We start from the raw sequence: 12,828 nt of genomic DNA on the forward strand, positions 1-12,828 counted from the left end.
ACCGGGGCCTTGCCGCAAGCCCCCCAGTGCGCTATATCTTGATAGTGGCGAGGAGAGTTCTCCTCGCCTTTTCTTTTGCCTCAGACCGTCGCGCGGGTGGCGGCGCGGGTCAGTTTCGGATCGCTGAGGACATCGGTGCTGTCGACGAATTGGTCGACGGTGCCGATCGTCGGCAGGGAGCTGATGGCCGGGTCGGTGATGCGGGTGGTCAGCGCCGTGGTGAAGCGTTCGGCGTGGAGGACCTGGAAGGGCCTGGAGTGGTAGGGCCGCGTGGCGGGGTCGACGGGGTCGGTGAGTCCGAGCTGGTTGTGCGCGGCCGCGACGGACTCGTAGGCGCGGGCCAAATGGTGTTCGCGGGTGCGCCAGTCGGGGGCGGTCAGGGCCGCGGTGAGGACCGGGGCGAGCGCGGGCGCCCGGGTGGTGCGGGCGAAGGCGCTGCCGAGCCATTTGCTGTACGGCGGATAGCGGCGCTCCATCAGCAGGCACAGCCGCATCAGGTCGCGCACCAGGCGGGAGGCGACGACGGCGGAGCCGAGTTCGTCGCCCACTTCGCCGCAGCGGCCGACGAAGGCTTCCTCCTGGGAGATGCGCTGCCACTGGCAGGCGAGCAGGTAGAGCCAGAGGTCGTGGGGGTACCAGGCGAGGTCGGCGCGGGCCGGTGCGAGGTGGCCGAGTCCGTCGTGGAAGACGGCACCGGCGGTGACCTCGGCGAGGCGCTGGGTGGGGGTGGCGAGCCAGTCCGCCAGGGTGATGTCCTCGCGCGGGTCGAAGCCCAGGTGGGCGGTGAACCAGGCGCCGGGGTCCGCGATGTCGACCCGGTGGTGGACTGCTCCGTCGGTTGTCCGCATGACCCCGATGCCCGCGTCATCGGTGGGGGCGAAGTGGGTGGGGTAGCCGAGGAAGGTCTTCGGCAGGCGTGCGGAGAGCAGTGCCGTGATCCTCGCGCCGTGGCACGCGACGTCCCGGGCGTGCAGGAAGAGCTGGAGGCGGGGTCCCCACTCGTGGTCGGCGGAACGGGCGGTGTCGAATCCGAGGACTTCCGAGCCGCTGCCGAGGCGGGCGGCGGAGTGCGTGATCCCGGGGGCGGCCTCGTCCAGCAAAGGCCGCACGGCTTCGAGGTAGAAGCGGCGGGAGAGCTCCAGCCCGGGGATGAAGGACGGCGTGGTCATGGTGGGGAGGCTGCCGTATGGGTGTCTGGCCGGTCGAAGGCTTTTACGCGTCCGGCAGGTCGGTCGATCCGCCACGGGCAGCCGGACGGGGACGAACGCGAGGGTCCGGAACGCCCGGCGGCGCGGCAGGCGCTCGGCCGGGCCCGGGGCGGGCCGGCCACCAAGGTCCACTTGGCGGTCCATGGCCGGGATCTGCCGCTGTCGCTGCTGGCGGGCCGACCACGTCGCCAACCGGCTCCGCCGCGGCTCGTGCAGCGGTGCTCATGCGTCAGCCACGGCCACGACCGGCTCGCGCACCATGAACACGTCCACCGGATCCTCGGTCTCCAGGACGAATCCGTGCCGTTCGTACAGTCGCCGGGCCGGACTGCCCTGGAGTACGTCCAGCCGGACCAGGGTGCCCTCGCGGTCGCACCGCTCCAGGAGCCCGCGCAGCACGGCCGTACCGATGCCACTGCCCTGGAGGTGCGGGGCCAGGTAGAAGTGTTCCAGCCAGTGGGCGTCCTCGGCCGGGCGCAGCGCCACGCAGCCCGCGAACGCGCCGCCCACCTCGATCACCCAGGTGTGCGCGGGAGCGAACCCGTTCCGCAGCCGCTGCCGTACGCGCTGCTCGTCATAGCGCCCGAGCCGCTCCAGATCGGCCCGCATCACCACGGCCCGCAGCTCGGCCACCGCCTCAACGTCCGCGACCGAAGCCGGTCGCATCCCCCAGTCCGCCATGATCGTCAGACTACTGGTGGGGCGCGGCCGTACGGACGGCCCTCGCGTGCTCGTCCGTACGCGCGTCGTACGCCATCAGGCGGGGGAGCGCCACGGCCAGGAGGGCGACCGACGCCACGCAGGCCAGCCCGCCCGACCAGACCGCGACCCGCGCGCCCGTGAGACCGGCCGTGGTGCCCGCGCGGACCTGGCCCAGTTGGGGGCCGGTGGCGTACGAGAGCAGTTCGATGCCCGCCAGGCGGCCCCTGAGCTTGTCGGGGATGGTCTGGTTCCAGATCGTGGCGCGGAACAGTCCGCTCACCATGTCGCCGCCGCCCGCCACCGCCAGGCACAGCAGCACCAGCCAGACGTTCGACGTCCACCCGGCGGCGGCCATCGCCAGCCCCCAGACCGCCGCGCCCAGTACCACCATCCGGCCGTGGCGGTGGATACGGGACGTCCAGCCGCTGGTGACGCTGACCGCCACCGAACCGACCGAGCCCGCCGCGTACATCAGGCCGAGCGCCCAGGGGGCGTCCAGATCGTCGGCGAGGAAGGGGAAGATCGCGTTCGGGAAGGCGAAGAACATCGCGGCCATGTCCACCGCGTACGTCCCCAGCAGCTCCTTGCGCCGCCAGGCGTACCGCGCGCCCTCGCCGATCGCCCGCAGCGACGGCGGATCGGCGTCATGGGCGGGCGGGGCCGGGGTGAGGCGGAGCGCGAGGAGGAGGGAGGCGACGAAGGTCAGCAGGTCGAGGCCGTAGGCGAACGGCAGACCCGCGTACGCGACGACCACACCGGCGAGCGAGGGGCCCGCGATGGCCGACAGCTGCCAGCGCATCGAGTTCAGCGCGGCCGCGGCGGTGAGCTGGTCGTGCGGGACGATACGGGCCACGACCGCGTCGATGGCCGGGCGCTGGAGCCCCATCAGCGCGCTGGTCAGCGCGGCGACGACGTACAGCGGCCACAGCATGGGGTCCGGCAGCAGGCTGTTGACCAGCAGCAGTACGGAGAGCAGCCCGAGCCCGGCCTCCGTGGCGAGGATCAGCTTCCGGCGGTCGACGGCGTCGGCGAGCGCCCCGCCGTACAGGCCGAAGACGATCAGCGGAACCAGCTCCACCGCCCCGATCGCCCCCACCGCCACCGCGGAGCCGGTCAGCTCCTTGATCTGGAGCGGCAGCGCCACCATCGTCAGGAAGCTGCCGAAGGCGGTCACCAGGCCCGCCGTCCACATGAGGCGGAAGTCGCGGGAGGAGCGCCACGGCGCGAGGTCCGGCAGCAGCGCGCGGGTACGCCTCCGCGGGGGTTCTGGCGGGGTGTGGTCGTCTTCGGCGGTCACGGTCACGAGTGCCCATGTTCCGGCCGCGCCGACGCGCACGGCAACCGAATTACGCCCGCCTGACGGGGGCTTGCCCATGCCCTTGCCCTTGAGCGCACTCCAATTGCCAGGGTCGGGCGATACGACGGAAGGAGCGCGGATGGAAACGCGTCAGCTGGGGCGTTCGGGGCCCGCCGTGTCCCGATTCGCTTTCGGGACGATGACGTTCGGCGGGGACACGGACGAGGCGGCGGCCCACGAGATGCTCGATGCGTACGTCGAGGCGGGCGGCACGCTGATCGATACGGCCGACATCTACGGGAGCGGCGCGTCGGAGCGCATCGTCGGCCGGTGGCTGAGCGCCCGGCCGGGCGTGCGCGAGCGCGTCCTGATCGCGACCAAGGGCCGCTTCGGGTTTCCCGGCGCGAGCCTGACCCCGGCGTACCTGCGCACCGCGCTCGACGCCGGCCTTGCCCGGCTCGGCGTCGATCAGGTCGATCTCTACCAGGTGCACGGCCCGGACGACGAGCACCGGGTCGACGAGATCGTCGAGTTCCTCGCGGAGATCGTCGCCGCGGGCAAGGCCCGCCACGTCGGCGTCAGCAACTTCGCCGGGTGGCAGGTCGCCAAGCTCGCACGGCTGCTGGCGGAGCGGGGCGGCCCGCCGCTGGTCTCCCAGCAGATCCAGTACAGCCTGCTGGCCCGTGCGGTGGAGTGGGAGGTCGTTCCGGCCGGTGTCGACGCGGGCGTGGGCACGTTGCTGTACGGCCCGCTGGGGCAGGGGTGGCTCACCGGGAAGTACCGGCGCGACCAGCGGCCACCGGTCGGTACGCGGGTCGCCCGGGCCGAGGACATGACGAGCGAGGCGTGGCACCGGCGGAACACCGAGGAGGTGTGGTCGGTCATCGAGGTGCTCCGCGACGTCGCGCACGCACACGGCGTGACGCCTGGTCAGGCGGCCCTGGCCTGGGCCGCCGACCGCCCGGGCGTCACCGCCCCGATCGTCGGCGCCCGTACCGTAGCGCAGCTGCGCGAGTCACTCGCCGCGGCCGCGCTGCACCTCGGCGAGGAGGCGAACACCCGGCTGACCGAGGCCAGCACGCCGCTGACGCCGAACTACCCGTACGGGATGCTCGAACGCATCGCGGGCTGGCACGGCGAATAGCGACAGCCGGAGGAGCCCGCCGATGGCCTACGCGGTCGCCTCGACGGGGGAGGGGCATGGCGCCGGGCCGTTTCGGCGGCCCGCCGCGGGGTCGGTGCGACTGCCGTCCGGGCTTGCGGCGGGGGCGTCGGGGCCGTGCGGTGGCCGCCGCGGCCTGCCGCGGGGCGGCGGGGCAGTGCGGCTGTCGTCTGGGCTCGCTGTGGGGGCGTCGGGGCGTGGTCATGGTTCGGGGCCTGCCGCAGGGGTGTTCGGGGTGGTGCGGTGGCCACCCCGGGTCTGTTGTGGGGGCGTCAGGTCGTGGCTGTCGTCCGGGTCTGTCGCAGGGGTGTTCGGGGCGGGGCGGTCGTCGCGCGGGTCTGTCGCTGGGGCAGCGGTGCGGTGCGGTTTGTCGTCCGGGCCTGCCGCGGGGGTGCCGGGGCACCGCGGTCGTCGGTCCGGCCTGCCCCGGGGCGGCGGGGCAGCGTGGGCATCGCCCCGGTCTGCCGCAGGGGGCAGCGTCGAGGGCCAGGGGCGGAGCCCCGCCACGCGGCGGAGCCGCATAGGGAAGGGGCGGGGTGGGGAAAGAACCGCGCTCACCAACCCGGTGGGGGTGGGGACGTCAGTTGGTCGGCCAGGCGGGCCAGGCGGTCGCGGATACGGCGGCGGCCGGGGCGTGGGGGGAGGGTGTTCTCCCCGGCGGCCGCGCTGACCAGGTGCTGGACCGTGTCGAGGTCGAGGTCGGCGCCCTCGGGGGCGGACAGCGCGTCGTGGGCCAGGGCGTGGAGTTCGGGGTCGCCGCCGTCGAGGGCGAGGACGGTGGCGCCGCCGCGGCGGGCGTCGTTGACGCGCTCCAGCAGCCCGGCGCCCGGGTCGCCGGGGGTGACGACGAGGAGGGTCTCGCCGCGTCCCGCCGCCTCCAGGCGGCCCAGGCCGACCGACAGATGGGCCGGGACCGCGCGGCCCGACGGGACGCGGTGGCGGACCAGGGTGGGGGACAGCTCGGGCAGGCCGGACCAGGCGGCCTCGTCGTCGAGGTGGGCGGCCAGGTGCCAGGGTTCGTACTCGGCGCTGCCCACGAGCAGCAGCCCGCCCTCGCGTGAGCCGACCGAGGCCCGCAGGGAGCCCGCGAAGCGGCGGGTGGACTGCAACCACTCGGTTCCGGCGAGTACTTCACGCAGCAGCGCGACCCGTACGGCGTCCATGCTCGCGGATCCTGCCGTGCGCGAGGGGCGGTTGCCGGGGGAATGCGGGACGCTCACCCCTTTGGGCGCATTTACGGTGCGCCTCCGCGACAACTGTTCATTGCGCCGTCTCTTGACGCTCTGTGAGGCAAACCCTATGGTCGCCGGACACAAGGGACGTCCTACGTCCCATTTGGTCCGGCTGAGCACTCGATCGATTGCAACGGCGCATCGGGAGGGTCTGCATGGCACGCCCGTACGAGGTTTCGGTCCCGTTCCGGGCCGGGACCGGGGGATACGCGAGCTACCGGATTCCGGCGGTGGTGGTGACGCGCGCCGGGACGCTGCTGGCCTTCGCCGAGGGGCGGGTGGGGTCGTCCGCCGATCACGGGGACATCGACCTGGTGCTGAAGCGGTCCGCCGACGGGGGCCGGACCTGGGGCGCGCCCCAGGTCGTCGCCCGGAACGGCGACGGAACGGCCGGGAATCCCGCGCCCGTTGTGCTGGAGGACGGGCCGCACGCGGGCCGGGTCGTCCTGGTGCACGTCCGCAGCGCCGCCGCCGCGACCGAGGACCGGATCCGCCGCGGCGAGGTGTCCGCGGCGGACGGGCGGCGGGTGTGGCTGACGTACAGCGACGACGACGGCGTGAGCTGGAGCGCGGCCCGCGAGATCACCGAGTGGACGAAGCGCCCCGAGTGGCGCTGTACGCACCACTCCGGGGCATGCGCTGCGTTACGCACGCGACCACGCGGGCCGGATCGTCGTACGCACTCGCACTGTGGTGGATTCCCCCGGCGACGTCGGCACCGAGGGCCGGTACAACGGCGGGCACGACCTGCTGAGCGACGACGACGGCGAGACCTGGCGGATCGGGTACGTGGACGACGACCCGGACGGCTACATCAACGTCAACGAGACGACCGCCGCCGAACTCCCCGACGGCCGGGTCTACTTCAACACCCGTAACGACGCGACCGCGCCCGGCACCCGCGCCGACGCGTACTCGTACGACGGCGGCACGACCCTGGCCACCCCCTTCCGGCCGCAGGCCGGGCTGGTGACGCCCGTGGTCGAGGGGAGCCTGCTGCACCTCTGCGAGCCGGACGTCCTGCTGTACTCCGGGCCCGCCGCACCCGGCTTCCGGGCCCTGATGACGGTGCGGGCGAGCCGCGACGGCGGGGTCACCTGGCAGCCGGTGCACACCGTGGACGGGCTGCCCGCGGCCTACTCCGACCTGGTCAGGATCGATCAGGACACGGTCGGACTGCTCTACGAGACCGGCGACTTCAGCGCCTACTCGACCATCACATTCCGGCGCGTTCCGGTGGAGGAGCTGGTATGAGCATGTCAGATATCACGGGACCTCGGCGGCGTGCCGTCCTCGGCGGTGCGGCCGCCGCGGCGGCCGGGTTCGCCCTCGCCGGCTGCGGCGGGGACGACGACGGGGGCGACGAGCCCAAGGGCCGTAAGAAGGGCGAGAAGATCACCCTGACCTTCTGGTCCTGGGTGCCGGGCATCGACAAGCCCGTGAACCTGTGGAACAGCAAGAACCCCGAGGTCCGGGTCAAGGTCGAGAAGGTGTCGGCGGTCGAGGGCGCCCAGTACGCGAAGATGCACGCCGCGATCAAGGCGGGCAACCCGCCGGACCTCGGCCAGATCGAGTACCCGGTGGTGCCCAGCTTCCTGATCGACAACGGGCTGCTCGACCTCACCAAGTACGGGATCGACCAGCACAAGGACATGTTCGTCGGCTGGCAGTGGCAGCAGTCGGTGTTCGGCAAGGGTGTGTACGCCGTACCGCAGGCGTCCGGGCCGATGGGGCTGTTCCTCCGTCAGGACCTCTTCGAGAAGTGGGGCGTCGAGCCGCCCGCCACCTGGGACGAGTACGAGGCGGCGGCCAAGGCGATCCGTAAGAAGGGCGCCTGGATCGAGACGTTCTCGGCGACCAACGGCAACCGCTTCGCGGGCCTCGCCTGGCAGGCCGGGGCGCGCTGGTTCGGCGCCGAGGGCGACACCTGGACCGTCTCGATCGACGACGAGCCGACCCGTAAGGTCGCCGACTACTGGGACGCGCTGGTCAAGCAGAAGCTGATCAAGACCATCCCGGACCGGCAGAACGCCTGGTACAAGGACGTCCAGACCGGCGCCATGGCCTCCTGGCTCGGCGCCAGCTGGGGCGACGCGCTGCTCGTCGGCAACGCCCCCAAGACCGCCGGGAAGTGGCGGGTCGTCCCCATGCCGCAGTGGAAGCGGGGCGAGGGGGCGTACGCCAACTGGGGCGGCTCCACGACCGCCGTCTTCGCCAAGACCAAGTACCCCAAGGACGCGCTGGACTTCGCGATCTGGCTCAACACCGACCCCGAGTCGATCAAGCTGCTGATCGAGAACGGCTACGGCACCCCCGGCGCCAAGCGGGGCTACGCCACCTCCGACCTCGACGTCCACAAGGACTTCTTCGGCGGGCAGGCGTACAGCAAGGTGTTCGACGACGCGAGCAAGGGCGTGGACACCAGCTGGAAGTGGGGCCCGGCCACCGACACCCTCTACCAGCGGCTCGGCGACGCCTTCACGGCGGCCATCGGGGACGGGTCCTCGTTCCGGTCCGTGCTGAAGAAGGTGCAGCGGGACACGATCAGCGACCTCAAGGAAAAGGGCCTGAAGGCGGAGGCCGGATGACGGGCCGGGCGCCGGGCCGGATGCGGCGCATGACGCGGGCCGAGGCGCGCGGCGCGCGGGCGGCGGCCGGTTTCCTGCTGCCGTTCCTCGGGCTGTTCCTGCTCTGCTTCATCGCCCCCATCGGCTTCGCCCTCTACGAGAGCCTGCTGAAGGTCGAGCGCACCGGGCCGCTCGGCCTCGGCGGGGAGACGAAGGACGTCTGGGCCGGCCTGTCCAACTACGCCCACGCCCTCCAGGACGAGCACTTCACCGCCGGATTCGGGCGGGTGCTGCTCTTCGGCGCGGTCCAGATCCCGGTGATGATCGCCTTCGCGACCGCGCTCGCGCTGCTGCTGGAGGCGGCGTCCGCGCGCTGGGTCGGGTTCTTCCGCACCGCGTTCTTCCTGCCGTATGGGGTGCCCGGGGTGATCGCCTCGATCCTGTGGGGCTTCCTCTACGTACCGGGGATCAGCCCGCTGGTGGAGATGGCGCATTCGGCGGGCTGGGACGTCGACTTCCTGGGCCGCTCCACCGTGCTGTGGTCCATCGCCAACATCGTCACCTGGCAGTTCACCGGCTACAACATGCTGGTGCTGATCGCCCAGCTCAAGGCCGTACCGGGGGAGCTGTACGAGGCGGCGAAGATCGACGGCGCGAGCGTCTGGCAGATCGCCGTGCACATCAAGCTCCCGCTGATCCGGCCCGCGCTCGTCCTCACCACGGTCTTCAGCCTCATCGGCACCCTCCAGCTGTTCGCCGAGCCCAAGGTGCTCAAACCGCTCACCAACTCGATCGACTCCGGCTACACCCCCAACCTGGCCGCCTACAACGAGGCGTTCACCAGCAACAACCAGCACATCGCCGCGGCCGAGGCGGTGCTGCTCGCGCTCGTCGCGTGCGTGCTGTCCTTCGGCTTCCTGCGGCTGGTGGGCCAGCGCGGCAAGGGCGGGGAGGACCGGTGAGCGGGGTGAGTGAGCCGGGCGGGCCAGCCGGACCAGGCGACCCGCCCGCGCCCGGGCCCGACGGGCGGGGTACACCGGGGCCCGGCGGCCCCGAGCATGCCGACCGCCGGGAACCTCCGGCCGCGGAAGGGTCCCCGCCGACCCACGCCCGAGACGTGCCCGCACCACGGTCCCGTCCCGGGGCGGGCGCGGACGACGGACCCCAGGGGCCCGCGCCCGACGAGGGCCCCGACGAGGGCGTGGGCAAGGCTGATGGCGTGGGCGCCGCCGGGCCCGCCCGTGTGGGCACGGCGAGTGCGGGCGATGGGCCCCCGGGGTCCGCGGCCGCCGGGCGGGCGGCCGGTGCGGGCGAAGGCGCGCAGCGCGGCGGCCCTTCGGGGACCGGGTCCGGGCGTCCCGCGGCTCGGGAGGGCCGGGCGACGGATCTGGCCGCGATGGCCAGTACGGACCCGGCCGCTGCCGGGACCGCCGCCGTGGGCGGGACGGGCCCCGGCGAGGGCCCCGCACCGGGCGCGGGAGGCCCGGACCGCCGACGCGCGGAGCGCGAGCGGCGGCCCCCGCTGCGGTACCGCATCATCACCGTCTCGCTGCTCACCGTCGCCGCCGTCTACTTCCTCACCCCCGTCTACTGGCTCGTCGTCTCCTCGACCAAGTCCAGCAGTGACCTCTTCGGCACCTTCGGCTTCTGGTTCCACGACCCGGATCCGCTCGGCCGTCTGCACCAGGTGCTGACATACGACGACGGCATCTACGCACGGTGGTTCGCCAACAGCCTGATGTACGCGGGTGTCGGCGCCCTCGCCGCCACGCTGCTGTCGGCCGCCGCCGGGTACGCCCTCGCCAAGTTCCGCTTCCCCGGGCGGGAGGGGATCTTCAACGTCATCCTGGCCGGGGTCCTCATCCCCGGCACTGCGCTCGCCCTGCCCCTCTACCTCCTCTTCAGCCGCATCGGCCTGGCCAACACCTATTGGGCCGTCCTCATCCCCAGCGTCGTCAGCCCCTTCGGCGTCTACCTCTGCCGGATCTACGCGGCCGCCGCCGTCCCCGACTCGCTGATGGAGGCGGCGCGGATCGACGGGGCGGGCGAGGCGCGGATCTTCTCCACGGTGGGGCTGCGGCTGATGACTCCGGCCCTGGTCACCGTCTTCCTGTTCCAGTTCGTGCACATCTGGAACAACTTCTTTCTGCCGCTGGTCATGCTCTCCGACTCCGACCTCTATCCGATCCAGCTCGGCCTGACCTCCTGGACGGGGTACGCGGACCGGCAGCCGGAGCTGTACCAGTACACGGTCGGCGGCGCCTTCCTGTCCGTACTGCCGCTGATGGTGCTGATGGGCGTCCTCCAGCGGTATTGGCGCACGGGGCTGACGGAGGGGAGCGTGAAGGCATGACGTGGGCGTGACAGTATCGCTGTCATGACTACTCCTGACGGTACGCCCGCCACGAACGAAGCCCCCGCCAAGAAGGCCCCCGCCAAGGACCCGTGGGACCTCCCGGACGTCTCCGGCCTGGTCGTCGGCGTGCTCGGCGGCACCGGCGACCAGGGCCGCGGCCTCGCCTACCGGCTGGCCCGGGCCGGGCAGAAGGTGATCATCGGCTCGCGCGCCGCCGAGCGCGCACAGACCGCGGCCGAGGAACTGGGCGGCGCGGACCTGGGCATCGAGGGCGCGGACAACGCCGAGTGCTCGCGGCGCAGCGACATCGTGATCGTCGCGGTCCCGTGGGAGGGCCACGGCAAGACGCTGGAGTCGCTGCGGGAGGAGCTGAGCGGCAAGCTCGTCATCGACTGCGTCAACCCGCTGGGCTTCGACAAGAAGGGCGCGTACGCGCTGAAGCCGGAGGAGGGCAGCGCCGCCGAACAGGCCGCGGCCCTGCTCCCGGACTCCCGGGTCACCGCCGCCTTCCACCATCTGTCGGCCGTGCTGCTCCAGGACCCGGAGATCGCGGAGATCGACACGGATGTGATGGTGCTGGGCGAGTCCCGCGCGGACACCGATCTGGTGCAGGCCCTGGCCGCCCGCATCCCCGGCATGCGGGGCGTCTTCGCGGGCCGTCTGCGCAACGCCCACCAGGTCGAGTCCCTGGTGGCCAACCTGATCTCGGTCAACCGCCGCTACAAGGCCCACGCGGGCCTGCGCATCACGGACGTCTGAGAACACCGCTAGGGCGACCCGTACGCCCCCGCGGGGCATGGGCGACAATGTCGAGAGCGCCACCCCCGACAGGACCCCCACCAGGAGCCACCCCCATGCCCCGCCTCGCCGTCTACGCCCTCCTCGTCTGCGCCCTCACCGTCGCCGCGGCCGTCGTCTCCTTCTCGCGGGGCAGCTGGCTCGGCGTGGTCTGGGTCCTGCTCGCCGGGGTCTCGTCCAACATGGCCTGGTTCTACGTACGCCGGGCCAAGGCCGAGCGGGACGCCGAGCGCGAGGCGACGGGCGCCACGGGCTGAGCGCGCGCTACGAGCTGAGCCCGCCGATCCCGGGGAACTGCGGCTCGCCCTGCCAGAAGCGGAAGAACTCCTGGCCGAAGTAGGTGTCGAACTGCGACACCCCCATCGCCCGCATGATCGCGTCGACCGCGTCGAAGAAGACCTGGTTGACCTCGGGGATCCACAGGATGCCGAAGACCGCGAGCAGCCCGAACGGCGCGTACGGCTCGACCTGCCGCCGGATGCGGTGGGACAGCCACGGCTCGATCACCCCGTAGCCGTCCAGCCCCGGAACCGGCAGGAAGTTCAGGATCGCGGCGGTGACCTGGAGCAGCGCCAGGAAGGCGAGCGCGAAGCGGAAGACCAGCGGCACCTGGTCCGCGCTGCCGAGCCAGAACGGGGCGGTGAGCGCGGCGGCGAACAGCACGTTCGTCAGCGGTCCGGCGGCGGATATCAGACTGTGCCGCCAGCGGCCCTGGATCCGGTGCCGCTCGATGAAGACCGCCCCGCCCGGCAGCCCGATACCGCCCATGATCACGAAGATCACGGGCAGCACGATGCTCAGCGCCACATGCGTGTACTTCAGCGGGTTGAGGGTGAGGTAGCCCTTCGCGCCGATCGACAGATCGCCGCCGTGGAGCGCGGTGCGGGCGTGCGCGTACTCGTGGAGACACAGCGAGACGACCCAGCCGGAGACCACGAAGAGGAACACGGCGAAGCCGGGGCTGGCCGAGTAGTCCGTCCACACCGCCCACGCGGATACGACCATGATCGCGACCAGGCCGAGAAAAACAGGGCTGATCCGCCGCTCACGGCGGCTGATGGCGGTGGTCATGCGCGAGGTTTCTCCGTCCGGTACCTGATCATGGTGCGTCGTACGGTGCCCCGCTCGACTCCCGGAAAACGTCGGACAGGGCTCCGGGAGTTCCAGGCACCGCGACCGACCGGTAAGTGGACGGGTGCGCTCCGGGAGTGGGTGAACCGTGAGCGGCGACCGTCGACAACAATGGGGCCGTGCGCTACGCCATCCTCGGCACCACCCAGGCCCACCGCGACGACGGCACCCCCGTCGACCTCGGCGGCGCACGGCTGCGCGCCCTGCTGACCGCGCTCGCCCTGACCCCGGGGCGGCTGCGGACGAACGGCGCCCTCATCGCCGAGGTCTGGGACACCGATCCGCCCGCCGACGAGAACGGTGCGCTCCAGGCCCTCGTCGGGCGGCTGCGGCGGGCCGTCAGGCAAGGCGGCGATCGCGTCAGGGCCCGGCGGC

Annotated in this window: 11 protein-coding genes and 2 pseudogenes; 8 read left to right on the plus strand and 5 right to left on the minus strand. The window is 72.4% G+C overall.

Going from position 1 to position 12,828, the window contains the following annotated elements; translation table 11 throughout:
• Positions 1–80: 80 nt before the first annotated feature.
• The 3 genes from SSOG_RS32210 to SSOG_RS32220 all read right to left on the minus strand — a co-directional run bounded on the left by SSOG_RS32210 (position 81) and on the right by SSOG_RS32220 (position 3,207).
• Entirely contained in the window at positions 81–1,169 is a 1,089-nt protein-coding gene (locus SSOG_RS32210) for a DUF4037 domain-containing protein (RefSeq protein ID WP_009718451.1), read from the minus strand.
• A gap of 261 nt (positions 1,170–1,430) precedes the next feature.
• Positions 1,431–1,889 (minus strand): GNAT family N-acetyltransferase, encoded by a 459-nt coding sequence (locus SSOG_RS32215; protein WP_009718452.1) that lies wholly within the window; start codon positions 1,887–1,889, stop codon positions 1,431–1,433.
• Between the two features lie 10 nt (positions 1,890–1,899).
• Positions 1,900–3,207 (minus strand): MFS transporter, encoded by a 1,308-nt coding sequence (locus SSOG_RS32220; protein ID WP_009718453.1) that lies wholly within the window; start codon positions 3,205–3,207, stop codon positions 1,900–1,902.
• Positions 3,208–3,346: 139 nt separating this feature from the next.
• Here SSOG_RS32220 and SSOG_RS32225 point away from each other — a divergent pair, with 139 nt between their 5' ends.
• Positions 3,347–4,351: an aldo/keto reductase gene (locus SSOG_RS32225; protein WP_078510455.1), complete on the plus strand. Its 1,005-nt coding sequence runs from the start codon at positions 3,347–3,349 to the stop codon at positions 4,349–4,351.
• Between the two features lie 572 nt (positions 4,352–4,923).
• Here SSOG_RS32225 and SSOG_RS32230 read toward each other — a convergent pair.
• Positions 4,924–5,532: a hypothetical protein gene (locus SSOG_RS32230; RefSeq protein ID WP_009718455.1), complete on the minus strand. Its 609-nt coding sequence runs from the start codon at positions 5,530–5,532 to the stop codon at positions 4,924–4,926.
• Positions 5,533–5,756: 224 nt separating this feature from the next.
• On the opposite strand from SSOG_RS32230, the pseudogene SSOG_RS32235 reads away from it, so the two are divergent.
• From SSOG_RS32235 to SSOG_RS32260, 6 genes and pseudogenes are all read left to right on the plus strand, one after another.
• A pseudogene (locus tag SSOG_RS32235) lies at positions 5,757–6,855 on the plus strand (sialidase family protein).
• Complete coding sequence (locus SSOG_RS32240) at positions 6,852–8,189, plus strand: ABC transporter substrate-binding protein (RefSeq protein ID WP_009718457.1); 1,338 nt, start codon at positions 6,852–6,854, stop codon at positions 8,187–8,189. Before SSOG_RS32235 ends, SSOG_RS32240 begins: the two are co-directional and overlap by 4 nt.
• Positions 8,186–9,130, plus strand: a complete 945-nt coding sequence (locus tag SSOG_RS32245; protein ID WP_009718458.1) for a carbohydrate ABC transporter permease — start codon at positions 8,186–8,188, stop codon at positions 9,128–9,130. Before SSOG_RS32240 ends, SSOG_RS32245 begins: the two co-directional genes overlap by 4 nt.
• 434 nt (positions 9,131–9,564) lie before the next feature.
• On the plus strand, positions 9,565–10,521 hold the full coding sequence (locus tag SSOG_RS32250) for a carbohydrate ABC transporter permease (RefSeq protein ID WP_245606424.1): 957 nt from the start codon (positions 9,565–9,567) through the stop codon (positions 10,519–10,521).
• Positions 10,522–10,545: 24 nt separating this feature from the next.
• Entirely contained in the window at positions 10,546–11,283 is a 738-nt protein-coding gene (gene npdG, locus SSOG_RS32255) for an NADPH-dependent F420 reductase (RefSeq protein WP_009718460.1), read from the plus strand.
• Positions 11,284–11,378: 95 nt separating this feature from the next.
• A complete protein-coding gene (locus tag SSOG_RS32260) occupies positions 11,379–11,579 on the plus strand; it encodes a hypothetical protein (RefSeq protein ID WP_039939201.1) in 201 nt (66 codons plus the stop codon).
• Positions 11,580–11,586: 7 nt separating this feature from the next.
• Here SSOG_RS32260 and SSOG_RS32265 read toward each other — a convergent pair whose 3' ends face one another.
• The gene (locus tag SSOG_RS32265; RefSeq protein ID WP_009718462.1) at positions 11,587–12,393 is read right to left on the minus strand and encodes a site-2 protease family protein; all 807 of its coding nucleotides are present in this window, start codon (positions 12,391–12,393) and stop codon (positions 11,587–11,589) included.
• Between the two features lie 179 nt (positions 12,394–12,572).
• Between SSOG_RS32265 and SSOG_RS32270 the strand changes: the two are divergent.
• Positions 12,573–12,828 (plus strand): annotated as a pseudogene (locus SSOG_RS32270) (winged helix-turn-helix domain-containing protein); the annotation flags it as partial.

The organism is Streptomyces himastatinicus ATCC 53653, from assembly GCF_000158915.1.
GTDB classification, from domain to species: Bacteria; Actinomycetota; Actinomycetes; order Streptomycetales; family Streptomycetaceae; genus Streptomyces; species Streptomyces himastatinicus.

Coding starts and splice junctions, on each gene's coding strand:
- SSOG_RS32250 (WP_245606424.1), top strand. CDS start 9,565: ATGGCCAGTACGGACCCGGCCGCTGCCGGGACCGCCGCCGTGGGCGGG.
- SSOG_RS32230 (WP_009718455.1), bottom strand. CDS start 5,532: ATGGACGCCGTACGGGTCGCGCTGCTGCGTGAAGTACTCGCCGGAACC.
- SSOG_RS32210 (WP_009718451.1), bottom strand. CDS start 1,169: ATGACCACGCCGTCCTTCATCCCCGGGCTGGAGCTCTCCCGCCGCTTC.
- SSOG_RS32265 (WP_009718462.1), bottom strand. CDS start 12,393: ATGACCACCGCCATCAGCCGCCGTGAGCGGCGGATCAGCCCTGTTTTT.
- SSOG_RS32260 (WP_039939201.1), top strand. CDS start 11,379: ATGCCCCGCCTCGCCGTCTACGCCCTCCTCGTCTGCGCCCTCACCGTC.
- SSOG_RS32245 (WP_009718458.1), top strand. CDS start 8,186: ATGACGGGCCGGGCGCCGGGCCGGATGCGGCGCATGACGCGGGCCGAG.
- SSOG_RS32240 (WP_009718457.1), top strand. CDS start 6,852: ATGAGCATGTCAGATATCACGGGACCTCGGCGGCGTGCCGTCCTCGGC.
- SSOG_RS32215 (WP_009718452.1), bottom strand. CDS start 1,889: ATGGCGGACTGGGGGATGCGACCGGCTTCGGTCGCGGACGTTGAGGCG.
- npdG (WP_009718460.1), top strand. CDS start 10,546: ATGACTACTCCTGACGGTACGCCCGCCACGAACGAAGCCCCCGCCAAG.
- SSOG_RS32225 (WP_078510455.1), top strand. CDS start 3,347: ATGGAAACGCGTCAGCTGGGGCGTTCGGGGCCCGCCGTGTCCCGATTC.